Raw genomic sequence first — 24,317 nt, forward strand, 5'->3', positions numbered from 1 at the left:
TCGCTCTTCAAAGGCTTGCCAGTTGCTGTCGATAGCGCTGGTACACCGGTTCGTAGGCCGCCACGTGTTCGGCCCGGGGCTGGGTTTCGCTGCCCGGGTCGAGGCGCACGCAGCGCTCGCAGAGTTGTTGCAGGTCCAGGTCCGGATCGTCCTGCCGGCCATGGCACCAGGCTGCCTGGATCGCCGCGCCCAATGCGGCGGCTTCGGCCTCGCGGGGGCAGATCACCGGGGCATGCATGATATCGGCGACCATCTGCCGCCACAGCAGGCTTTTCGCACCGCCGCCGATCAGCCGGATGCTCTGGCTGTGCAGGCCCGCTGCGCGCAACAGGTCGAGGCCGTAGCGCAAACCGAAGGTGGTGCCTTCCACCACCGCGCGGCACAGGTTGGCCGGGGTCAGGTTGTCCAGGGTCATGCCGTGCAGGCTGCCCTGGGCCTGGGGCAGGGCGGGCACTCGCTCGCCGTTGAAGAACGGCAGCAGGCACAGCCCCTCGGCCCCGATGGGGGCCTGCTCCAGGCGCTGGTTGAAAGCGGCAAGGTCCAGGCCCAGCAGTTCGCGCACCAGGGTGGTGGCGTTGGTCAGGTTCATGGTGCAGATCAGCGGCAGCCAGCCACCGCTGGACGAACAGAAGGTCGCCACCGAAGGCTCGGGGCTGATCAGCGGGCGCTCGGCGTAGGCATACACGGTGCCGGAGGAGCCCAGGCTCATGGTGATGATTCCGGGCTGGATATTGCCGGTGCCGATGGCCCCCAGCATGTTGTCGCCACCGCCGCTGGCCACCCAGGCATCCGCGCTGATCCCCAGTTGCCGGGCGACCGGCGCAAGGATCCGGCCCACAGGCTGGTGCGCTTCGAGCAACGGCGGCAAGGCCCGCTCCAGGCGCCCGCTGGGGTCGATATGGGCCAGCAGGGCGCGGTCCCAGTCGCGCCTGCGCACATCGAAATAGCCGCTGCCCGAGGCATCGCCGTACTCGCTGCAGCAGCGCCCGGTCAGCCAGAAATTGAGGTAGTCGTGGGGCAGCAGGATATGCGCAATGCGCTGGAACAGCTCCGGATGCTGCTCCCGGGTCCAGAGCAGCTTTGACACCGTGTAGCCCGGGGCAATGGCCAGCCCCAGGCGCTCCAGGGAGCCCTGGGTGCCCCCCAGCCAGTCCAGCAGGCGCTGGTTTTCGGCGCTGCTTTGGGTATCGCACCACAGCTTGGCCGGGCGCAGCACCTGGCCCTGGTCATCCAGCAGCACCAGACCGTGCTGCTGGCCGCAAACCCCGACACCGAGCACCTGCCGGCCATCCACCCCGGCCGCCTGCAAGGCCTGCCGGGTGGCGCTGGTGCAGGCTTGCAGCCACTGCGCGGGATCCTGTTCGCGGCAGCCATTGGCGCCGCTGATCAGGCTGTGGGGCGCAGCGCCCCGGCCCAGGACGGTGCCGCTCCGGCTGTCGAGGATCAGCGCCTTGGTGCCCTGGGTGCCGCAGTCGAGGCCGAGAAAAAGCGCGGGTTGAGTCATCGTCGCTCCTGGTGTGGGTGATTACTGTCGAGCTGTAGCCGCTGCCGAGCCTGAGGCGAGGCTGCGCTAAGGCCCGCAGGTCCTTGCCTGGCGATCTGCAGCCGAACCTGCAGCGTCCTTGTAATCGCCGCATCTCCTTCGACGCAGTGCCGCCCAGGCCGTTCGCAGCCTGCGGCAGCGGCTACACGGGCCTGGCCAACAACCGCTCCAGCGTCTTGCTCACGCCATGTTCGCGCAAGCTGTTGAAGCAGCGCTCGAAAGCATCGACAAACGCGCTGGAATGGGGAATCGCCGAGCCGAAGATTTCTTCCACCGCCAGCAAACGTTGGGTCAGCAAGGTATCGTCGGCCACCAGGGCCTGGCAGAACTCGGCCCGCGGGTCGGGAACCCGGTAGCTCAGGCCATTCTCGTCCACGCCCTTGAGGTACAGGGCCCAGGCCGCCACCACCAGGGCCGCACGCTCGGTATCACGGCCATCGGCGATCAGCCGGTTGATGGTAGGCACGGTGAACTTGGGAAACTTCGACGAACCGTCGCTGCACACCCGCTCCAGCTGGTCGGCGATCGCCTGGTTGGAGAAGCGCTGGACCAGGGTGTCCTTGTAGGCCGCCAGGTCGATGCCCGGTACCGGCGCCAGTTGCGGGGTTACGTCCAGGTCCATGTAGGCGCGCATGTAGGCGACGAACAGCGGGTCGTTCATGGTTTCGTGGACGAAGCGGTAGCCCTTGAGAAAGCCCAGGTAGGTCAGGGCCAGGTGGCTGCCGTTGAGCAGCTTGATCTTCATCTCTTCATAGGGCGTGACGTCGTCGGTGAACTGCACGCCGACCTGTTCCCAGGCCGGCCGGCCGTTGCAGAACTTGTCTTCCAGGACCCACTGCACAAAGGGCTCGCAGACGACCGGCCAGGCATCGTCGATGCCGTGTTCATCGTGCAGCTGCAGGCGGTGGGCGGTGCTGGTCATGGGAGTGATGCGGTCGACCATGGCGTTGGGAAAGCTCACGTGGCGCTCGATCCAGTCATGCAGGTCGGCGTCGCGGCGGGCGGCGAAGGCCAGCAGCGCCTTGCGGGTCACCGCGCCGTTGTGGGGCAGGTTGTCACAGGACATCAGGGTAAAGGCCGGGATCCCCGCGGCCCGGCGCAGGGCCAGGGCCGCGCAGAGAAAGCCGAATACCGTGCGCGGCTGTTGCGGATGGGCCAGGTCGTGCTGGATCTGCGGCAGGTGCAGCATGAACTCGCCCGTGCTGTCGTCGATGCAGTAGCCGCCCTCGGTGATGGTCAGGGAGACGATGCGGATCTCCGGGCTGGCCAGCTTGTCGATCAGCGCCTGGGCGTCGTCCTCGGCCAGCAGCATCTGGCTGATGGCGCCGATCACCCGCACCTCGTGGCCGTCGCCATCGCCCAGCTCGTACAGGGTGTAGAGGTAGTCCTGGCCGGCCAGATCGTCCCGCGCGCGGCGGTCTTCGGAGCGCAGGCCGACCCCGCAGATGCTCCAGTCCAGGCCCTGGCCCAGGTTCATCAGGGCATCGGTGTAATAGGCCTGGTGGGCCCGGTGAAAGCCGCCGACGCCAATGTGCGCGATGCCCTGGCGGGTGGCGGTGACGGTGTAGGCGGGTACCCGCACCTGGGGCGGCAGTTGGCTGAGGTTCAAGCGTTTGAGTTTCATGCAGGGCTCTCTGGGATCAGGCGGCGGCGCGCAGGGGGCGGGACACGGCGACCCCCTGGGCATCGAATAGATGGCAGTGCTGGGGGGCCAGGTGCAGGTGCAGCTGTTCGCCGTAGCGGCTCGCCAGGTCACCGCGGATACGCAGGGTCAGGGCTTCACCGCAGCTGCTGCGGACATGGCAGAAGGTGTCGCTGCCCAGGCGCTCGGCCACGTCGCTGGTGACTGCCAGGCTGCCCGGGCCGGGCTCGCCCAGCTCCAGATGCTCGGGACGGATGCCCAGGGTCACCTCGCTGCCCGGGCTCAGTTGCGCACCGCTCTGCTCCAGGCGCAGGCGTGCCCCGGCATCCAGCTGGACCTCGCAGCCCTGGCCATCGACGTGGCTGATGCGGCCCTTGAGAAAGCCCATCTTCGGCGTGCCGAGAAAGCCTGCGACAAACAGGTTGGCCGGGCGATGGTAGAGCTCCAGGGGCGAGCCCACCTGTTCCACCCGGCCACCATTGAGCACCACCACCTTGTCTGCCAGGGTCATGGCTTCCACCTGGTCGTGGGTCACGTAGATCATGGTGGCCTGCAGTTCCTTGTGCAGGCGCGCCAGTTCCAGGCGCATCTGTACCCGCAGGGCGGCATCGAGGTTGGACAGCGGCTCGTCGAACAGGAAGATCTTCGGGTTGCGCACAATGGCCCGGCCAATGGCCACGCGCTGGCGCTGGCCGCCGGACAGTTGCTTGGGCTTGCGTTCGAGCATCGGCCCCAGTTCCAGGATGCGCGCCGCTTCGTCGACCTTCTGCTGCACCAGGGCCTTGTCGACCCCCGCCAGGTCCAGGGCGAAGGACATGTTCTTGCGCACACTCATGTGCGGGTACAGGGCGTAGGTCTGGAACACCATGGCCAGGTCGCGCTTGGCCGGGCTGACTTCGGTGATGTCGCGACCGTCCAGCTCGATGCTGCCGCCGCTGACTTCCTCCAGCCCGGCGATCAGCCGCAGCAGGGTGGACTTGCCGCAGCCCGAGGGGCCGACGAAGACCACGAACTCCTTGTCGTTCACCTCAAGGTCGATGCCCTTGATGATGTCGAAGCCTTCGAAGCCTTTTTGCAGGTTGTTGATTTTCAGGTGAGCCATGGGATGTCTCCGCAATTTCAGAGTTACTTCACCGCGCCAAAGGACAGGCCGCGCACCAACTGCTTCTGGCTGATCCAGCCGAAGATCAGGATCGGCGCGCAGGCCAGGGTCGAGACCGCCGAGAGCTTGGCCCAGAACAGCCCTTCGGGGCTGGAGTAGGAGGCGATCAGCGCGGTCAGCGGGGCGGCGTTGGAAGAGGTCAGGTTCAGCGACCAGAAGGCCTCGTTCCAGCACAGGATCAGCGACAGCAGTGCAGTGGAGGCCAGGCCACCCTTGGCGATGGGCATCAGCACCCGCAGCATTTCCTGGGCCAGTGTGGCGCCGTCCAGGCGGGCGGCTTCGAGGATGTCCCGGGGGATGTCCTTGAAGTAGGTGTAAACCATCCACACCACGATCGGCAGGTTGATCAGGGTGTAGATCACGATCAGCGCGATGCGCGTATCCAGCAGGCCGAAGCTCTTGGCCAGCAGGTAGATGGGCATCAGCACGCCCACCGGCGGCAGCATCTTGGTGGAGAGCATCCACAGCAGGGTGCGCTTGGTGTTGCGGGTTTCAAAGAAGGCCATGGAGTAGGCCGCCGGCACCGCGATCAGCAGGCACAGGGCGGTCGCGCTGAAGGAAATCACCACCGAGTTCCAGGCGAAGGCCAGGTAGTTGCTGCGCTCGTTGATGTGCAGGTAGTTCTCGAGCGTTGGCGTGAAGATGAATTGCGGCGGCGTGGCAAAGGCGTCGATCTCGCTCTTGAAGCTGGTCAGCACCATCCAGAAGATCGGGAAGAAGATCAGGATCGCGATGGCCCAGGCCAGGGTGCCCAGTAGCAGGCTTTGCAGGCGTCGGAATTGTTGCAGGGTCATGGCGGCCACCTCAGCTCTGGTCAGTCAGGTTTTTGCCGATCATCCGCACCAGGATGATCGCGGCGATGTTGGCGATGACCACGGCGATCAGCCCGCCGGCCGAAGCCATGCCGACGTCGAACTGCACCAGGGCCTGGTTGTAGATCAGGTACGCCAGGTTGGTGGAGGCATAGCCCGGGCCGCCGTTGGTGGTGGTGAAGATCTCGGCGAACACCGACAGCAGGAAGATGGTCTCGATCATCACCACCACGGCAATCGGCCGGGCCAGGTGCGGCAGGGTCAGGTGCCAGAAGATGGCGATGGGCCCGGCACCATCGAGGCGCGCGGCTTCCTTTTGTTCCTGGTCCAGGGACTGCATGGCGGTCATCAGGATCAGGATGGCGAACGGCAGCCACTGCCAGGAAACGATGACGATGATCGACAGCAGCGGGTAGTGCGCCAGCCAGTCCACCGGCTGGGCGCCGAACAGTTTCCACAGCGCGGCGAGGATCCCCGACACCGGGTGGAAGATCAGGTTCTTCCAGATCAGCGCGCCCACCGTGGGCATGATGAAGAACGGCGAGATCAGCAGCACCCGGACGATGCCCCGGCCGAGGAACTCGCTGGCCTCCAGCAGGGCGCTGATCAGTACCCCGAACACCACGCTGATCAGCAGTACGCTGCCCACCAGCAACAGGGTGTTGGTGGCCCCGGGCACAAAGCCCGAATCACTGAGGAAGTAGCTGAAGTTCTCCAGGCCGACGAACTGGTTCTCGCCGGGGTACAGCAGGTTGTAGCGGATCACTGAAAAGTACAGGGTCATGCCCAGGGGCACGATCATCCACAGCAGCAACAGCGCCACCGAGGGGCTGACCAGGAACCAGCCGGGGTTGGCCAGGCGGCTTTTGCGAGGCGCCGCCTGCGGTTGCACATGCAGCTTGGCAGTCGAGGTATTCATAAGGGTCACAACCAGTTGGGTACAAGGGGGCGCGACACGGCGCTGGCACGGCCGGGCTGCCCGTAGGTGCTGGCTTGCCAGCGAAGGCGCCCTTGAACACTGCGCAAGACACAAGGGTCTCTTCGCCGGCAAGCCGGCTCCTACAGGGAGAGCCGGGTTATTTCGGGTAGCCGGCGCGTTTCATTTCCCGTTCGGTGCTCTGCTGCGCGGCCGCCAGGGCCTGGTCCACCGTGGTCTGGCCGATCAGGGCGGCGGAAAACAACTTGCCGACCTGGGTGCCAATGGCCTGGAACTCGGGGATGGTCACCAGTTGGATGCCGACGTAGGGCACGGGCTTTAGGGTGGGCTTGCTCGGGTCGGCGACCTTCAGCGATTCCAGGGTGACCCTGGCGAACGGCGCGGCCTGCATGTAGGCCTCGCTGTAGGTGGAGGCGCGGGTGCCCGGCGGCACATTGGCGATGCCATCCTTCTCGGCCACCAGGGCCGCGTACTGCTTGGAAGTGGCCCAGGCACTGAAGGTCTTGGCGGCGTCCTTGGCCTTGGAACTGGCGGGGATCGCCAGGGACCATGAGTACAGCCAGGCGCTGCCCTTGTTAGTGACCTGGTGCGGCGCGTAGGTGAAGCCCACATGGTCGGCGACCTTGCTCTGGCTCTTGTCGGTGACGAAAGAGCCGGCCACGCTGGCGTCGACCCAGATCGCGCACTTGCCGCTGTTGAACAGCGCCAGGTTTTCGTTGAAACCGTTGCTCGAAGCCCCGGGCGGGCCGGACTTCTTCATGTTGTCGACATAGAAGGTCAGGGCGTTCTTCCATTCCGGCCCGGTGAACTCGGGCTTCCATTGTTCATCGAACCAGCGTGCGCCATAGCTGTTGGCCAGGGTGGTGATCAGGGCCATGTTCTCGCCCCAGCCGGCCTTGCCCCGCAGGCACAGGCCGTACTGTTCCTGGTCGGGCTTGTTGAGCTTGGCTGCGAATTCGCCGATCTGCTCCCAGGTCGGCTGCTCGGGCATGCTCAGGCCGGCCTCCTTGAACAGGTCGGTGCGGTAGTAGGTCATGGAGCTTTCGGCGTAGAACGGCAGGGCGTAGAGAGTGCCCTTGACCGACAGGCCCTCGCGCACCGAAGGGAAGACATCGTCCAGCTCATAGCTGGCCGGCAGGTCCTGCATCGGTTGCAGCCAGCCCTTGGCGCCCCAGAGTGCGGCTTCGTACATGCCGATGGTGAGCACGTCGAATTGCCCGCCCTGGGTGGCGATGTCGGTGGTCAGGCGCTGGCGCAGCACGTTCTCTTCCAGCACCACCCAGTTCAGCTTGATGTCCGGGTGCTCGGCCTCGAAGGTCTTGGACAGGCGTTGCATGCGGATCATGTCGCTGTTGTTGACGGTGGCGATGGTCAGGGTCTGGGCGCCAAGGGTGACGCTGCTGAGGGTCATGCAGGTGGTGAGGAGCAGGGCTTTGCTGCAGGGTTTCATCGTTCACTCCTGTCCTGCGCCGGTGAGGGCTGCAGAAGGACGGTTATTGTTGTTATGTCTTCCTCTGCCGAGGAAGAAGGTGGGCTGATTACAGCCCTCAACGACCGCTCTGACAAATCATCCATAACACTGAAACCGATACTTTTTTGCACTGCACTGAAAACGTTCGGCCGGCGCCAGCCGCCATTGGGCAAGGATTTGTCCGGCCTTGCCGGGAAAAATCGAGAAAATTGCGTATTGGTTTGCTGCGTAGTCGGGCTTGCCGGGCGAAAAACCGCGCAGAACGGCGGCGAGGCCCTGGCCAAAAGGGCTTCGCCTGGAGGGGTGGTTCAGAACGAATAGCTGGCTGTCATGATCGCCGAGCGTGCATCGCCGTATTCGATGGCCGAGGAGCGGGCGGTTGAGCCACTCTGCTGGCGTACTCGTTCCACGTAGTCCTTGTCGAACAGGTTATTGACGTTCAGTTGCAGGTCGAGATTGCGGTTGACCTTGTAGCTGAGCATGGCGTTGTGTACCCAGTAGGCGTCCAGCTTGGCCTGGGTGCTGGAGGTGACGTTGCGTTCGCTGACATAACGAGTGCCGTAACCCAGGGTCCAGCCAGCCGGCCATTCGTAGGTGGTCCAGAGGTTGAGCGAGCGCGGTGGGGTATTGCCCAGGGCTTGGCCCTTGCGGGCGATCCCGGAAGCGGTGTCCGCGGCCTTCAGGGTCTCGCTGTTGAGGAAGGTGTAGTTGGCGAACAGGTTCCAATGCTCGGTCACACGCCCCGTGAGGCCCAGCTCGACGCCCTGTACCCGCTTCTTGCCGGCCAGTTGGGTGGAACCGTCGGACATGGTTTCCCGGGCATTGCTCTTCTCCACGCGAAACAGCGCGGCGTCCAGCTCCAGGCGCTTGTCCAGCAGTTCCCACTTGGTGCCCAGCTCCCAGGTTTCGTTCTTCTCCGGCGCCAGTTCCTCGGTATTGGCGTTGAGGCCGCTGCCGGTCGAGGCGAGGTTCTCGGCGGAGGGGTTGAAGGAGTTGCCCCAGGCGGCATAGACCCGCCCGTTCTCGGTTGGCTTGAACACCAGGCCCGTGCGGGCGCTGACCTTGGCGTCATCGGAGGCGCGCTTCGAGGTTTTCACATGGGCCCCGGAGTAGCTGTCGGCCTTGCCGCGGATCTTGTCATAGCGCAGGCCCAGGTTGAGGTCCCATTGTTCATGCAGGGCGATGTTGTCGAACAGGTACAGCGCCTGGTCCGTCAGGCGAGTCTCGGTGTAGCCGCCGGTGGTCTTGCTGATCGGACCATTCCAGCGTCCGGGTGGATGGCCCAGGTCATAGCCGAGGGCCGGGTAGAGGGTGCTGCCCAGGCCGTGACTATAGGTCTTCAGGTCCAGGGTTTCGTGAGACAGCTCCAGGCCCACCGTCAGATCATGGCGCATCCCGGCGAGCTCGAAATCGCCGATGAGGTTGCTCTGGTTGATCCACATCTCGGTGGTAGCGTCGCGCCCATAGGCCTGGGGGCCCGCCGGCAAGTAGCGGCCCGGCGGGACACGGCTGGTGTTGGTATGGGACGCGGAGACAATGGTGTCGCGTGCGGTGTGGCTGTAGCGCGTCAAGTTCTGCAGGCGCAGGTAGTTGTTGAACTCATGCTCGAAGTTGGCGGTGAAGGCGCTCTGCTCGATCTGTTCCTTGTCGAGGTTCTTCCAGCCGAAGTAGGCATCGCGCTTGACGCCGGCCAGCCTCTTGCCGTCGCGCGCCGGCACGCCGTAGTCGGGAAGGTTGTCGTCGCTTTGGTGGAAAACGCTGAGAGTCAGGCGGGTGGTGTCGTTGAAACCCAGCCGCAGTGACGGAGCAATGCCCCAGCGCTGGCGGTCGATCTTCTCGCGGTCGGGCACATCGTTCTGATGCCCCATGAGGTTGATGCGCAGCGCACTGTTGGTGCCGACGCCTTCCAGCGGCTGGTTGCCGTCCAGGGTCAACCGGTAGTAGTTGTCGCTGCCAATACTGCCGCCCAGACGGGTGAAAGCCTGGTCCCTGGGCTGCTTGCTGGCCACGTTGATGCTGCCGCCAGTGGTGCCGGCACCGCCGAATACTGAGTTGGGGCCCTTGATGACCTCGACCTGTTCGACGTTGAACGTATCGGAACGGTTGCTTTGCGCGCTGTCGCGCAGGCCGTCGATCTGTAGGTTGCTGTTGGCCGAAAAGCCGCGGATGTTGATGCTGTCTCCCGAGCCGCCGCCGCCTTCGCCGGCGTTGAAGGTGATGCCGGAGACGTTGGATAGCACTTGGCGCAGGTTCAGCGCCTGCTGCTCCTGGATCACCTGGGAGGGGATCGTGGTAATGGTTTGCGGGGTATCCAGAAGAGGCGCGACGTATTTGGCGGAGGACGAGCGCTCGACCTTGTAGCCGCGATGCTCTTCGGTCTCGATCTTGATGCTGTCCAGCTGCAGCGGTTTCTGCTGTTCTGCGGCGCCGCCAACGCCTGGTACAGAGGCGATCGCGAAGCCGATGGTGGAGGCCAGGAAGTGGCGTGGCGGCAAGGCAGGTGGGGATTTTTTATTCATTGGAATCACTCGTTTGCTTGATGAGATCAAATCGCAAACGAGACTAATTCCTAATAACTGCGCATTCAATGATGCTTATGCGGACCTGGCTACATTCAGTCTTTTCCTAGCAATTCTTGGGATAAATCACTTCCTTATGGGTATTTATCTTGTCCTGGTGGCGACCATTTCAGCGTGGTCTCGGGTTTACTTCTGAACATCGGACGCAGTCCGCTGCTACCGGGCCCTGGCTGGCGGAGAGTGGCAAAGGGCATGCAGGGGGGGGGCCAAAGCCCACTGGCTTTTTCCCGGTCACTGCCTAAGATGGCCATCCCAGGATTGAGTAAACCGTTGGCCGCGATGTCGGAAAAAGACACCATCTCCATGCAACTGGTGCGCGAGGCACTGCTGCAAAGCTGCGCCCCGGGCGCCGCCACCGATGAAGTGCTGCACAAGGTCGGGATCGACCCGGCGGGCCTGCAGCAGGGCACGGCGCGGGTGCCGGCCAGTGCCTATGCACGGCTCTGGCGCCTGCTGGCGCGGCGCCTGGACGATGAGTTCTTCGGCATGGACCCGCGCCGCCTGAAGTCCGGCAGCCTGGCCTTTCTCTGCCGCTCGGCCATGGCCCAGCCGACCCTGGCCAGCGGGTTGGACTCGGTGCTGGGCTTTCTGACGCTGATGTTCGAGCGCATGCCGGCGCAGCTGGTGCACCAGCAGAGCCTGGCGGAAATCGTCCTGCTGGAGGATGAACACGAGCCGCGGCGGGCCTTTACCTACTTCACCTACTGGATGATTGTCCATGGCGTGGCCTGCTGGTTGGCGGGCCGGCGCATTCCGATCCTGGCCATCGAGCTGCGCGGCCCGCAGCCGGATTTCTGCGACGACTACCGGGTGATGTTCTCCGACAACCTGCGTTTCGAGCGGCCGCGCACACGGATGATCATCGCCGCCGACTGCCTGGACCTGCCGATCAAGCGCAGCGAGGAAGAGCTCAAGCGCTTCCTGGCCCATGCCCCGGCCAACATCCTGGTCAAGTACCGCGACCCCGAGAGCCTGGCCAGCCGCATCAAGCAGCAGTTGCGGCAACTGCCAGGGGAGCAGTGGCCCGAGAGCGAAAGCCTGGCCCAGAGCCTGTGCATGTCCGCCTCGACCCTGCGCCGGCGCCTGGCCGAAGAAGGCCAGAGCTACCAGGCGCTCAAGGACAGCGTGCGCAAGGAACTGGCGATTGTCTGGCTGGCCGAGCCGCAGATCAGCTTTGCCGAGATTGCCGGGCGCCTGGGGTTTGCCGACACCAGCTCGTTCTACAAGGCCTTTCGCAAATGGTCCGGTTCCAACCCCGGGCATTACCGCAGCCTGATCCTCAACGACCCGCACCTCTCGTAGGCGCCGGCTTGCCGGCGAAGAGGCCCGCAAGCCTTGTACCGCCCGAGACGACGCCTTCGCTGGCAAGCCAGCGCCTACGGTAATTTCAGGTGCCGCCGCCAACCGTGACGGGGCGTGCTCTTGGCCAAACCGGTCACGCAACTTGATAGCTTTGACCATTGTTCCGCGAGGGCTCTGGCGCCAGTATTTCCCTGATTTTCATGAGGTTCCCATCCTAATAAGAACAGTGAGGGATTCTGGCAATGCGCAACTACCTGTCTGCTATCAAGGAATTCGATTATCAGCACACCATGGAGTCGGCCCTGGCGGGCTCGCTCTCAGCCCTCAATGCCTGTGTCGAGTGCTGCGACCGGCATGCCTTGCCCGGGCGCATCGCGCTGTTCTGGGAAGGCCGGGACGGCAGCAGCGCCAGCTACACCTTCACTGAACTGCAGGACAAGGCCGGGCGCCTGGCCAACTTCTTCCTGGCCCAGGGGGTCGGCAAGGGCGACAAGGTCGCCGGGCTGCTGCCACGCAATGTCGAACTCTTGATCACGGTGCTGGCCACCTGGCGCATTGGCGCGGTGTACCAGCCGCTGTTCACCGCCTTCGGCCCCAAGGCCATCGAGCACCGTCTCAACAGCTCCAAGGCCAAGCTGGTGGTCAGCGACGCGGTGAACCGGCCCAAGCTGGCGGAAGTCGCCGAGTGCCCGACCATCGTCACGGTCGCAGGCGCCAAGGGCCAGGGCATCGTGCGTGGCGATTTCAGCTTCTGGGCCGAGCTGGAACAGTACCCGGCCCAGTGCGAGCCCGTGCTGCTGACCGGCGAAGACCCATTCCTGCTGATGTTCACCTCGGGCACCACCGGCCCCTCGAAAGCCCTGGAAGTACCGCTCAAAGCGATTGTCGCGTTCCAGGCCTACACCCGCGACGCCGTGGACCTGCGCCCGGAAGACGCCTTCTGGAACGTCGCCGACCCGGGCTGGGCCTACGGCATCTACTTCGGCGTCACCGGCCCCTTGGGCCTGGGCCACCCGATCACCTTCTACGACGGCCCCTTCACCCTGGAAAGCACCTGCCGGGTGATCAACAAGTACGGCATCACCAACCTCACCGGTTCGCCCACTGCCTACCGCCTGCTGATCGCTGGCGGCGACCAGTTCGCCCGTTCGATCAAGGGCCGCCTGCGTATCGTCAGCAGCGCCGGCGAGCCGCTCAACCCCGAAGTCATCCGCTGGTTCGCCGAACAACTGGGCGTGGTGATCCACGACCACTACGGCCAGACCGAGCTGGGCATGGTGCTGTGCAACCACCACGGCCTGGAGCACCCGGTGCATGTCGGTGCCGCCGGTTTTGCCTCGCCGGGCCACCGTATCGTGGTGCTCGATGAGCACTATCAGGAACTGGGCGTCGGCCAGCCGGGGATTCTGGCCATCGACCGCAGCCAGTCACCCATGTGCTGGTTCGCCGGTTACGCCGGGGTGCCGACCAAGGCCTTTGTCGGCCACTACTACTTAAGCGGCGACACCGTGGAGCTGAACCAGGACGGCAGCATCAGCTTCGTGGGCCGCAGCGACGATGTCATCACCACCTCCGGCTACCGGGTCGGCCCGTTCGACGTGGAAAGCGCGCTGATCGAACACCCGGCCGTGGTGGAAGCGGCGGTGGTGGGCAAGCCCGATCCGGAACGCACCGAGCTGGTCAAGGCCTTCGTGGTGCTCAGCGAGCAGTACCGCGCCACCGATGAGCTGGCAGAGGAGCTGCGCCAGCACGTGCGCAAGCGCCTGGCGGCCCATTCCTACCCCCGTGAAATCGAATTTGTCAGCGAATTGCCGAAGACCCCAAGCGGCAAATTGCAGCGCTTTATCTTGCGCAACCAGGAAATCGCCAAGGCTCAAGAGGCCGCGGCGTCAACAGCTACCGCATGAACAGGATTTGAATGATGGACATTGCAAACCAGGTGTTTCTCGTCAGTGGCGGCGCTTCCGGCCTGGGAGCCGCCAGCGCCGAAATGCTGGTCGCCGCCGGCGCCAGGGTGATGCTGGTGGACCTCAATGCCGAGGCCGTGGCGGCCAAGGCCCAGCAGCTGTGCTGCCAGAGCGTGGTGGCCGACATCAGCCAGGAAGCCGCGGCCGAAGCGGCGGTGCAGGCCACGGTCAAGGCCTTTGGCGGGCTCAACGGCCTGGTCAACTGCGCCGGCATCGTGCGTGGCGAGAAAATCCTCGGCAAGAACGGCCCCCACGCCCTGGCCAGCTTCAGCCAGGTGATCAACGTCAACCTGATCGGCAGCTTCAACCTGCTGCGCCTGGCAGCAGCAGCCATTGCCGAAAGCCCGGCCAATGCCGACGGCGAGCGCGGGGTGATCATCAACACGGCGTCCATTGCCGCCTTCGACGGGCAGATCGGCCAGGCGGCCTACGCCGCCTCCAAGGGCGCCATCGCCAGCCTGACCCTGCCGGTGGCCCGGGAGCTGGCACGCTTCGGCATCCGGGTGATGACCATCGCCCCGGGTATTTTCGAAACCCCGATGATGGCCGGCATGAGCGACGAAGTGCGGGCCGGCCTGGCCGCCGGCGTGCCATTCCCGCCACGCCTGGGCAAGCCCGCCGAGTACGCCGCGCTGGTGCGGCACATCATTGAAAACAGCATGCTCAACGGCGAGGTGATCCGTCTCGACGGCGCCTTGCGCATGGCCGCCAAGTAAGGAGGATTCATCATGTCCATTGCCCAAGATCCGATTGTCATCGTCAGCGCCGTCCGTACCCCCATGGGCGGTTTCCAGGGGGACCTCAAAGGCCTCAGCGCGCCGCAACTGGGGAGCGAAGCCATTCGCGCCGCAGTCCAGCGCGCCGGCATTGCACCGCAGGCGGTCGAAGAAGTGCTGTTCGGCTGCGTGCTGTCCGCCGGCCTCGGCCAGGCCCCGGCCCGTCAGGCCGCCCTGGGCGCCGGCCTGGACAAGGGCACCCGTTGCACCACCCTGAACAAGATGTGCGGCTCCGGCATGGAGGCCACCATCCTGGCCCACGACATGCTGTTGGCCGGCAGTGCCGAGGTGGTGATCGCCGGTGGCATGGAAAGCATGTCCAACGCCCCGTACCTGCTGGACCGCGCTCGCAGCGGCTACCGCATGGGCCACGGCAAGGTGTTGGACCATATGTTCCTCGACGGCCTGGAAGACGCCTACGACAAGGGCCGCCTGATGGGCACCTTCGCCGAGGATTGCGCCGAGGCCAACGGCTTCACCCGCCAGGCCCAGGACGATTTCGCTGTGGCTTCCCTGACCCGTGCCCAGCAGGCGATCAAGGACGGCCTGTTCAAGGACGAGATCGTTCCCCTGCAGGTGATGGTCGGCAAGGAGTCGAAGCTGATCAGCGACGACGAGCAGCCGCCCAAGGCCAAGCTGGACAAGATCCCCACCTTGAAACCGGCGTTCCGCGACGCTGGCACCGTGACTGCGGCCAACTCCAGCTCGATCTCCGACGGCGCCGCGGCCCTGGTGCTGATGCGCCGCTCCGAAGCTGACAAGCGCGGCCTCAAGCCCCTGGCAGTGATCCACGGCCACGCGGCCTTCGCCGATACCCCCGGGCTGTTCCCGGTGGCCCCGGTGGGTGCCATCGAGCGGCTGATGAAGAAGACCGGCTGGTCGTTGAACGAGGTCGACCTGTTCGAGATCAACGAAGCCTTCGCCGTGGTCAGCCTGGTCACCATGAGCAAGCTGGAAATCCCCCACGCCAAGGTCAACGTGCACGGCGGCGCTTGCGCCCTGGGCCACCCGATCGGCGCTTCCGGTGCGCGGATCCTGGTGACCCTGCTGTCGGCCCTGCGCCAGAAAGGCCTCAAGCGTGGCGTGGCCGCGATCTGCATCGGCGGTGGTGAAGCCACGGCCATGGCCGTTGAATGCCTGTAACGAGGAATCCCGATGTTGCCCAATGACGAACAACTGCAGATCAGCGACGCGGCCCGGCAATTCGCCCAGGAGCGCCTCAAGCCTTTCGCCGCCGACTGGGACCGCGAGCACCGCTTTCCCAAGGAAGCCATTGCCGAGATGGCCGAGCTGGGTTTCTTCGGCATGCTGGTGCCCGAGCAGTGGGGCGGGTGCGACACCGGCTACCTGGCCTATGTCATGGCCCTGGAGGAAGTCGCCGCCGGTGATGGCGCCTGTTCCACCATCATGAGCGTGCACAACTCGGTGGGCTGCGTGCCGATCCTCAAGTTCGGCAACGATGACCAGAAGGAACGCTTCCTCAAGCCCCTGGCCAGTGGCGCCATGCTCGGCGCCTTCGCCCTGACCGAACCCCAGGCCGGCTCCGATGCCAGCAGCCTGAAAACCCGGGCCCGCCGCGACGGCGACCACTATGTGCTCAACGGCTGCAAGCAGTTCATCACCTCCGGGCAGAACGCCGGGGTGGTGATCGTGTTCGCGGTCACCGACCCGGCGGCCGGCAAGCGCGGCATCAGTGCCTTTATCGTGCCCACCGACTCGCCGGGCTATAAGGTCGCGCGCATCGAGGACAAGCTCGGCCAGCACGCCTCCGACACCTGCCAGATCCTCTTCGAGGATGTGAAGGTGCCGCTGGCCAACCGCCTGGGCGAGGAGGGCGAGGGCTACAAGATCGCCCTGGCCAACCTTGAAGGCGGGCGCGTGGGCATTGCCTCGCAATCGGTGGGCATGGCCCGTGCCGCATTCGAAGCGGCACGGGATTACGCCCGCGAGCGCGAAACCTTCGGCAAGCCGATCATCGAGCACCAGGCCGTGGCCTTCCGCCTGGCGGACATGGCCACCCAGATCGCCGTGGCGCGGCAGATGGTGCACTACGCCGCGGCCCTGCGCGACAGTGGCAAGCCGGCGCTGGTGGAGGCCTCGATGGCCAAGCTGTTCGCTTCGGAAATGGCCGAGAAGGTCTGTTCCGCGGCCTTGCAAACCCTGGGCGGCTATGGCTATTTGAGCGACTTCCCGGTGGAGCGGATCTACCGCGATGTGCGCATCTGCCAGATCTACGAAGGCACCAGCGACATTCAGCGCATGGTCATTTCGCGCAATCTCTGACTTTTAGCAGGAGCTGATTCATGAGCTACGAAACCATTCTGTTGGACATCAAGGGCCGGGTCGGCCTGATCACTCTCAACCGCCCCCAGGCGCTGAACGCCCTCAATGCACAGATCGTCGGCGAGGTGAACCAGGCCCTGGATCGCCTGGAAGCCGACCCGCAGATCGGCTGCATCGTCATCACCGGTTCCAAGAAAGCCTTCGCCGCCGGTGCCGACATCAAGGAAATGGCCGAGCTGAGCTACCCGCAGATCTACCTCGACGACCTGTTCAGCGACAGCGACCGCGTGGCCAACCGGCGCAAGCCGATCATCGCCGCGGTCAACGGCTTCGCCCTGGGCGGCGGTTGCGAACTGGCGCTGATGTGCGACTTCATCCTGGCTGGCGACAACGCCAAGTTCGGCCAACCGGAAATCAACCTCGGCGTGCTGCCGGGCATGGGCGGCACCCAGCGCCTGACCCGCGCGGTAGGCAAGGCCAAGGCCATGGAAATGTGCCTGACCGGGCGTTTTATCGACGCCGTGGAAGCCGAGCGCTGCGGCATCGTCGCACGCATCGTGCCGGCCGATGAACTGGTGGAAGAAGCCCTGAAAGTAGCGGCGGTGATTGCCGGCAAATCGATCCCGGTGAGCATGATGATCAAGGAAAGCGTGAACCGCGCCTTTGAAGTCAGCCTGTCCGAGGGCGTGCGCTTCGAGCGCCGGGTATTCCACGCCGCCTTCGCCACCCAGGACCAGAAAGAAGGCATGGCCGCCTTCATCGCCAAGCGCGACCCGCAGTTCAAGGACCAGTAACCCCCTAGGCGCCGGCCAGCTGGCTGCTACAGGGAATAACCAAAAAATCGCAGCCCAGGCTGCGATTTTTTTTGCTGCAGCCGCACCCACTCCCCTGGAGAGCGCTGTAGTCTGGGCCGCTTTTATGAATGACCTGCAACGGCCGCCGAGCAACATCGCGCCGCAGATCCGCGCCAAAGGGAGAGGGCTGTTTCCATGCACCGCACACTGCTGTTGATCGGCTGCCTGTTACAGGCCGGCCACTGGGCTCAGGCCGCCGAATGGCCGCTGATGGCAGGCCGTTGCTTTACCAGCCAAGCCCCCCCGTGACGGCCTATACCTCAGCCAGGGAGGCTTCCACCATGCCTGTTGATCCTCGTTACCGTGCACCCACCGTCTCACCACGATTGGACACCCTGGATGTGCTCAGCGTTGGCATGAGCCTGGATGTCTTTCGCCAGGGACAGGTTTGGCAGGCGCTGCAGGAACAGAGCGCCAGGCAGCCCGAGGCACGGTATGTGGGCAGCATCCTGCCCATCGATACGCAGCGCTATCCCCAGACGGCCGATGACAAGGACCTGGCCTATGAAAAGCGGCAAGCGGATGCACTGGAATTGGGGCTGAGGGATTTTCTGGAGAAGTGGCCGATACCCACCATCACCGCGGTAAGAGGCTGGGACCCACAAACCCCGAACCTTCGCTTTACGCCTGAAAGAACGCAAAAAAGCCTGTCTGCCAAGGTCAATGACTTGCGAATGCCTGCCGGGCTCCATTGGCATCGTATTCGTAATCTTCAGGACGGCATCGTCTGCACGGACACCCCCGAAGACTTGATAGAAAGCCTGCTCCAGCTGTTCGAGCGTCACCCTGACCTTCCGGCGGTGCTGGTTTACGCCAATGAAGGCTTCAACATGTCGTTCGCACTTTCCGCCAGAAAGGCGCCCTTGATCGGTGGGCCGGGGCCGCGCAGACCCGGCGAACTCACCGATTCCATGGTCGCCATGGTCGTGGGGCGCCCCGAGCGGGTCGAGTGGCTGCGCTATTACGCGCCTTTCACCTAGGTCAACCAGAACAGGATCGACCCCGAGTTCAGCGGTTGGGGCTGGCGTAAACCGGGTGTCGAGTTCCAACCTTCAGCGTTCATCCCGCAACCCTGGACCGAGTACGCCTTTGAACAATGGGACGCCTTGCCGGTGCTGGCCAAGCTGCACCGGCCGGTCAGCGTTTCCCTGCTGCGCGCGGACCATGGCGAACGGCCGGAGCGCGATGCCTTGGCCGCACAGCTGGCCAGCGCCTGGAACAAGGCCACTGACGCCGTTGCATCGGCGCCGGCCCGGGTGTTCTACGACGGCGGCCCGAACAGCACACCGCTGGCCGAACTGGTGCCGGCCCTAACGGCTGCCCACAGTTCGCTGGACCTGCATGACTCCCGGAAGAGTTACGACCTCAGCCAACGCCTGGGCGATACCGGTGCGGCTTCACCGTTCGTGGCCATCGCGCTGGCCACCATGGCCAGCTACCAGGATGCCGACACCAGCGTGGTCATTCCCCTGCGTCGCAAGGACCAGGCGACGATCATCAGCGTGACGTCGCCAACCCCGGGTAAAAAGCCCCTTGGCGGCCAGCACTTTGAGGCGAGGTTGCGGCCGTAGGCGGCCCGTGTTTTGCGATAAGTCCTATAGGTTTCGCTTGCCCCCTTTGTTAGGTTGTTGCACTCGCGCTGAGTGCAGCGCTCTTCAGGCTGGATATCAGCTCCAGCCCAGGCATGACAGGGACCGGTCATATGCGCCAAAGGGACTTGAAGTTCACGTTTTCCGTGGTTGCCGCGCAGGTGGAATTCGAAGTCGTGGAATTCACCCTGGAGGAGGGCGTTTGCCTGCCTTACCGGTTGACCCTGGAGCTGGCCAGCGACACCCCCGACATCGATTTCGCGCATGTCCTCGATCAACCCGCTGTGCTGACGATCTGGCAGGGCGGCACTGCCGTGCGCTATGTCCACGGCCTGGTTTCCAGCTTCACCCAAGGCACCACGGGCTTTCGCCGGACGCGTTACCGGGCACTGGTCGAGCCGCCCTTCGCCCGGCTGGGGTTGAGCGGCGACTGGCGGATTTTTCAACACAAGAGCGTGCCCGAGATTCTCAAGTCGGTACTGGATGAGCACGGCGTGCTGGATTACCAGCAACGTATCTACACCGAGCACTTGCCCCGTGAGTACTGCGCCCAGGTGGGCGACAGCGACCTCTACCTGTTCGAGCGGCTGTCGACGGAGGAGGGGCTGTTCTATTTCTTCAAGCACGAAGCCCGCACTTGTACGCTGATCCAGAGCGACAAGCTGTATGTCCAGGAGCGCATCGAGGGCGATCCAGTGCTGTTTAGCGGGCAACCGGCCGGGGATGCCGAGCAGCCGGTGTTGTACGCCTTCAGCTACACGGAAAATGTTCGCACGGCCCAACAGACTCAACGGGACTACAGCTTCAAGCGCCCGGCCTTCAATCAGCAACAGCACGGGCTGGGCGATGACCTTGAACATCAGGCCCAGCACTATGAACGCTATGACTACCCTGGCCGCTACAAGGTCAGCGCCGCCGGTAAACCCTTCACCCGGAACCGGTTGCTGGGCCTGCGCGGCGATGCCCGGGTGGCGACCGTGCAGGGCGATGATCCGCGGCTGATACCGGGCTTTTCCTTCCAACTGACAGGCCATCCGAGGGCTGATTTCAATCGTTGGTGGCGCACGCTCAGGGTCACTCACAAAGGGATCCAGCACGCCAGCCAGCAGGAGGAGTCCGCGGGCGCCGAAGTGGGCGTGAGCTATGACTTCACCGCGCAGATCGTCACCGAGGACACCGAGTGGCGCCCGCAGCCACTGCCCAAGCCTGTGGTGGATGGGCCACAGATCGCCACGGTGGTCGGCCCGGAAGGAGAAGAAATCCACGTCGATGAATTCGGCCGGGTGAAAATCCAGTATCCATGGGACAGAAAGGGCCGGCACGACGCGTTCAGTTCCTGCTGGGTACGGGTGTCGCAGAACTGGGCGGGCGCGGAGTGGGGGCATATGGCAATCCCGCGTATCGGCCAGGAAGTGATCGTCGATTACCTGGATGGCGATTGCGATCAGCCGATCATCACCGGGCGCACTTACCGAGCGTCCCACATGCCTCCCTATCAGCTGCCGAATCACAAGACCCTCAGCACGATCAAGAGCAAGGAATACAAGGGCGCGCGCGCCAACGAGTTGCGCATCGACGACACCACTCAACAGATCAGCGCGGCCTTGATGAGCGATCACGGCAGCAGCGCCTTGCACCTGGGCTACCTGACCCATCCACGCCCGGCTGGTGGAGCGGCTCGTGGCGAGGGTTTCGAGCTGCGTACCGACCAGCGCGGTGCGTTGCGGGCGGCCAAGGGGCTGCTGCTCAGCACCGAGGAGCAATTGAAGGCTGACGGAGGACAGCTGAACCGGGTGAGCGTCGTTCAGGTGCTGGAGGCTGCGCTGCAACTGGCCAAGGGGCTTGGCGAGTACGCCGCCGGGCATGCCGGCGTGGCTCACGACAGCGCGCCTCAGGAAACCCTCAGTGAGGCGGTTCGCGCTCTGGGGCAGGGGGCCAACGATGAGCCGGGCGGCAACGGCGGCAAGCCAGCCATCGCTCTTAGCGGACCTGCGGGCATCGCTGCGGCTTCCCCGCAGAGCATCACCCTGGCGGCTGGCGAACATATCGACAGCGTGGCGCAGCAGAACCAGCAGCTCACCTCCGGGCAAAAAATCGTGCTCAACGCGGGCTCCGACCTGGGGTTGTTTGCCCAGGGTGGCGAGATCCGGCAGATCGCTCATCAAGGGTTGATGCTGTTGCAGGCGCAAAACAACACCATCCGCCTGGAGGCCGACCAGAGCGTGGAGGTCAGCGCGAGCAAGCAGCACGTGCTGATCTCGGCCAAAGAGCACATCACCCTGATGTGCGGTGGCGCCTACCTGACCCTCAAAGGCGGGAACATCGAATTGGGCATGCCGGGCAACTTTACCGTCAAGGCGGCCAGGCACAGCCACACCGGTCCCGCCCATGCATCCACCAGCTTCAACTCATGGGATTCGACGCCCTTCAATGACGCCTATGTCCTACGCGACGAAACCACTCTGCAACCGTTGGCCAACACCCTGGTAGAACTGCAGCGGGGCGATGGGGCGACGATAAAACTCAGCACCGACAGCCAGGGTCGGCTGCCGAAGCAGCAGGATCTTGCCATGGATCAAGTGCAGATACGCATCCTGGCCGATGGCAACGGTGACAAGGAGTCCAGTGCATGAATCAAGCGCGTCTCGATAGTGAACAGGATGTGATCATTCCCCGGGCCCGGGACAATCTGGGCCGTCCGGTTTACAAGGCCCAACTGACTCAATCCGATGATCAACGTGACAAGGTGCTGCTGGTCAAACAGCTGGCCCCCATTCCAGTGATCTTCATCCCGGGCATCATGGGGACGAACCTGCGCAATAAAAAAACCAAGGCCAGGGTATGGCGGCCACCGAACGTTGGAGGGTTCAGCGGCGTCCTGGAGGCTCTTGGGGCTGTGCTGGTCTGGTTTTTTCGCGGCCCCAAGCGCCGCCAGGAGTTACTCAAGGCCGAGGATGTGGAAGTCGATGATCAGGGAACGATCGATCTGGGCGCCTCTGGCCTGAGCGAAGAGGCGGCCCGGAATCGAGGTTGGGGCAAGGTCCACCGCATCGGCTACGGTCCCTTCATGGCGCAAATGGAAGCGCGGCTGGACAGGATCGTCAGCCAGCAGGAGATTCAGGGATGGTGGGGCGAAGAAAGCCAGCGCCCGCCTGCCGACTATGGTGAGGAGCTGGGCAAGGTGGAGGCTCTTGACGAGAAACAGCTGCTGCAGGCCGGCAAATACCAGTTCGACATCTGGTGTGCCGGTTACAACTGGCTGCAGTCCAATCGCCAGTCGGCCCTGGATGTACGTGACTATATCGAAAACACAGTGTTGTCTTTCTACCGTCAGCAAGGGGGCATCAGTTCCGAGCAGACAGAGCAGATGAAGGTGATTCTGGTGACTCACTCCATGGGGGGACTGGTCAGCCGCACTCTGACTCAGATGCAGGGCTACCAGCGTGTGCTGGGTGTGGTTCATGGCGTGCAGCCAGCACTTGGCTCGTCGGCGATCTACCATCACATGCGCTGCGGCTATGAAGGTGCAGTACGGCTCATTCTAGGTGCCAATGCTGGTGAGGTGACGTCAGTGGTAGGCAATTCTCCTGGTGCATTGGAGCTGCTGCCAACCGCCGAGTATCGGCAAGGGAGACCCTGGCTGTTTCTATGTGATGCACAAGGGCAGGTCGTTCACGATGTCGATGGGAGTCGTCGTGCTTACCCGCAAAACAAGGACCCTTATGGGGAAATCTATAAGAGCTCTGCGTGGTATGGGCTGGTGCCGGAGCAGAACAGTAAGTATCTGGATATGTCGGGGACTGTTGATAAAAGGAAAAGTCCACGAACGATGTTCGAAAAGCGAATCGAGCTTGTTGCCGAGTTCCAGGCAGAGCTATCCGCAGTTGGCTATCACTCTGAAACCTATGCCCACTACGCTGCCGATAACTCTCCAGAGCGCCACAGTTGGCGCGACATGATCTGGCAGGGTGAGCCTGGCCCTTTGGAAATGCCTGGTTCGACCCTTAAGGATGATGAGCGGGGCAGTTACAACAGTTGGTTTCGCCGTGGCCTGCCTGCCATCGTCCCCGCCCTTGGTTCGTGGAGTGAGCAAGGAGATGAAGCCTCTGGCAGTGGCGGAGATGGCACGGTACCCACCGACTCAGGCCAGGCGCCAGGACAGGCAAGCATCAAGGCCAGCTTCCGGCACGGCAACAAAGGGCGTGGGAGCCACAACAGCGAACCAGGCTACGAGCATGCGGATAGCTACAACGATAAACGTGCTCAATGGGCTGCGCTCTATGGCGTAGTTAAAATCGCCCAGCTCGCAAACTGGCATCCAGGCGACAAGGACGGCTCATGATTTGCTCTAAGCGCTTACTTACGATTCTTGCCCTGGTCGCTCTGAGCAGTGTGGCCAGCTGTACCTCGTTGCCCTCTTCTCGGAGCCCCACCATGGACAAAACCGGATGGATCACCCATTGCTTTGGACGCTTTCTGATTGATCTGCCGCCCGAGTCGAAGATCAATGCCGGGTACTACCTGTGGGGCGACAATATCGAGCCACTTGATGACACTCCCGCCACCCTGGCAGCCCGAATTGATCAACGTGAACATGAGCTGAGAGGGCTGCGGCACAACACCAAGGGCAGCATGTTTCTACGGCGAATTGAACATGGAAACGGCTCGGCCAGTCTGTGGTCGTGGGACTCAAAGGCAAGTGCGCTGACATACAGAGTGGATTCATATCTAGTATCGACACCGCAGTGGGCCGCCTATCGTTACTCGGGAGAGGTTACTCATGACCGAGAAAAGGGTGGGGTAGAGGTCGCCAATCTCTTAGCTCACAACCTGCACTCTCGCGAACCCACCGAGATCCCCAGCAGACCCGGTTTCTGCATTGATCGGGCGTACATCGCCGGCAATCGTTTTCAATCCGAAAGGTTCGATATCGCCGTGACCTTCCCTAACTATCCCGATGCGCATTTTGAGTTCAGTTCGAGTACCGGAGCCGAGCAGGATCGCTTGCTGGACCGGGTGGGCGGTTTTCTGGCGGGTGCGGCAAGGACGCTCACCGGTATCGAAACCTTGCGTAAACGAGAGCGTGGCGGCCCCGTTCCAGCTGATGAGTACCTGCTCGCCGCCAGCGACAAGGGGCAGCGTGTCTACACCTTTGCCTGGGAAGCCCAGGGCAAGAATGAGTCACTCACGGAACCGAATATCTCTGCGGCCCTCGGGGTGCTGGAGCGCAGCCCTGATAAGCACGGCAATCCGCCACCTCCTGCCTTCAAATCCGATAGAGAGGCGCTGGAGCTTTGGGACGCGATCATCGATTCGATCCGGCTGCGCCCGGTGTCCTGACTGCCCACAGGTTGGAGTCCTGCTGTCCGCCCTGGCTCGATTTCACCGACAACCGAATGA

General features: G+C 63.7%; 17 protein-coding genes and 1 pseudogene. 11 read left to right on the forward strand and 7 right to left on the reverse strand.

The window, feature by feature from the left end; genetic code table 11:
- Positions 1-7: 7 nt before the first annotated feature.
- The 6 genes from xylB to BLS75_RS03805 form a co-directional block, all read right to left on the reverse strand.
- On the reverse strand, positions 8-1,504 hold the full coding sequence (gene xylB, locus BLS75_RS03780; RefSeq protein ID WP_065364091.1) for a xylulokinase: 1,497 nt from the start codon (positions 1,502-1,504) through the stop codon (positions 8-10).
- Positions 1,505-1,685: 181 nt separating this feature from the next.
- Positions 1,686-3,167: a mannitol dehydrogenase family protein gene (locus BLS75_RS03785; RefSeq protein WP_011061361.1), complete on the reverse strand. Its 1,482-nt coding sequence runs from the start codon at positions 3,165-3,167 to the stop codon at positions 1,686-1,688.
- A 16-nt stretch (positions 3,168-3,183) separates the two neighbouring features.
- Complete coding sequence (gene ugpC, locus BLS75_RS03790; protein WP_019093974.1) at positions 3,184-4,287, reverse strand: ABC transporter ATP-binding protein; 1,104 nt, start codon at positions 4,285-4,287, stop codon at positions 3,184-3,186.
- 23 nt (positions 4,288-4,310) lie between these two features.
- Complete coding sequence (locus tag BLS75_RS03795; RefSeq protein WP_072450565.1) at positions 4,311-5,141, reverse strand: carbohydrate ABC transporter permease; 831 nt, start codon at positions 5,139-5,141, stop codon at positions 4,311-4,313.
- Positions 5,142-5,151: 10 nt separating this feature from the next.
- A complete protein-coding gene (locus BLS75_RS03800; protein ID WP_011061358.1) occupies positions 5,152-6,078 on the reverse strand; it encodes a carbohydrate ABC transporter permease in 927 nt (308 codons plus the stop codon).
- A 157-nt stretch (positions 6,079-6,235) separates the two neighbouring features.
- Positions 6,236-7,507: an ABC transporter substrate-binding protein gene (locus BLS75_RS03805; protein ID WP_239690648.1), complete on the reverse strand. Its 1,272-nt coding sequence runs from the start codon at positions 7,505-7,507 to the stop codon at positions 6,236-6,238.
- A 93-nt stretch (positions 7,508-7,600) separates the two neighbouring features.
- On the opposite strand from BLS75_RS03805, the gene BLS75_RS31975 reads away from it, so the two are divergent.
- On the forward strand, positions 7,601-7,888 hold the full coding sequence (locus tag BLS75_RS31975) for a hypothetical protein (RefSeq protein WP_143031414.1): 288 nt from the start codon (positions 7,601-7,603) through the stop codon (positions 7,886-7,888).
- On the opposite strand, the gene BLS75_RS03810 is transcribed toward BLS75_RS31975, so the two are convergent.
- On the reverse strand, positions 7,876-10,086 hold the full coding sequence (locus tag BLS75_RS03810) for a TonB-dependent receptor (RefSeq protein ID WP_072450297.1): 2,211 nt from the start codon (positions 10,084-10,086) through the stop codon (positions 7,876-7,878). The genes BLS75_RS31975 and BLS75_RS03810 overlap by 13 nt on opposite strands.
- Before the next feature lie 339 nt (positions 10,087-10,425).
- Between BLS75_RS03810 and BLS75_RS03815 the strand changes: the two genes are divergently transcribed.
- The 10 genes and pseudogenes from BLS75_RS03815 to BLS75_RS03865 all read left to right on the forward strand — a co-directional run bounded on the left by BLS75_RS03815 (position 10,426) and on the right by BLS75_RS03865 (position 24,257).
- A complete protein-coding gene (locus BLS75_RS03815; RefSeq protein WP_041120647.1) occupies positions 10,426-11,448 on the forward strand; it encodes an AraC family transcriptional regulator in 1,023 nt (340 codons plus the stop codon).
- A gap of 242 nt (positions 11,449-11,690) precedes the next feature.
- Positions 11,691-13,355, forward strand: coding sequence for an AMP-binding protein (locus tag BLS75_RS03820; RefSeq protein WP_072450298.1), 1,665 nt, complete (start codon positions 11,691-11,693; stop codon positions 13,353-13,355).
- 14 nt (positions 13,356-13,369) lie between these two features.
- A complete protein-coding gene (locus BLS75_RS03825) occupies positions 13,370-14,131 on the forward strand; it encodes an SDR family NAD(P)-dependent oxidoreductase (protein WP_072450299.1) in 762 nt (253 codons plus the stop codon).
- A 12-nt stretch (positions 14,132-14,143) separates the two neighbouring features.
- A complete protein-coding gene (locus tag BLS75_RS03830; RefSeq protein WP_072450300.1) occupies positions 14,144-15,334 on the forward strand; it encodes an acetyl-CoA C-acyltransferase in 1,191 nt (396 codons plus the stop codon).
- Positions 15,335-15,346: 12 nt separating this feature from the next.
- Entirely contained in the window at positions 15,347-16,474 is a 1,128-nt protein-coding gene (locus BLS75_RS03835; RefSeq protein WP_011061352.1) for an acyl-CoA dehydrogenase, read from the forward strand.
- Between the two features lie 20 nt (positions 16,475-16,494).
- A complete protein-coding gene (locus tag BLS75_RS03840; protein WP_011061351.1) occupies positions 16,495-17,268 on the forward strand; it encodes an enoyl-CoA hydratase in 774 nt (257 codons plus the stop codon).
- A gap of 195 nt (positions 17,269-17,463) precedes the next feature.
- Positions 17,464-18,863: pseudogene (locus BLS75_RS32330) on the forward strand (DUF2875 family protein); the annotation flags it as partial.
- Between the two features lie 167 nt (positions 18,864-19,030).
- Positions 19,031-21,550, forward strand: coding sequence for a type VI secretion system Vgr family protein (gene tssI / locus BLS75_RS03855; RefSeq protein ID WP_072450301.1), 2,520 nt, complete (start codon positions 19,031-19,033; stop codon positions 21,548-21,550).
- Positions 21,547-23,259, forward strand: a complete 1,713-nt coding sequence (locus BLS75_RS03860; protein WP_072450302.1) for an esterase/lipase family protein — start codon at positions 21,547-21,549, stop codon at positions 23,257-23,259. Before tssI ends, BLS75_RS03860 begins: the two co-directional genes overlap by 4 nt.
- Positions 23,256-24,257 carry a T6SS immunity protein Tli4 family protein gene (locus BLS75_RS03865; RefSeq protein ID WP_072450303.1) on the forward strand — a complete coding sequence of 334 codons (1,002 nt, stop codon included), beginning with the start codon at positions 23,256-23,258 and terminating at the stop codon, positions 24,255-24,257. The genes BLS75_RS03860 and BLS75_RS03865 overlap by 4 nt, the downstream gene beginning before the upstream one ends.
- Positions 24,258-24,317: the final 60 nt, after the last annotated feature.

It is taken from the genome of Pseudomonas sp. NFPP12, assembly GCF_900103205.1.
GTDB lineage: Bacteria > Pseudomonadota > Gammaproteobacteria > Pseudomonadales > Pseudomonadaceae > Aquipseudomonas > Aquipseudomonas protegens.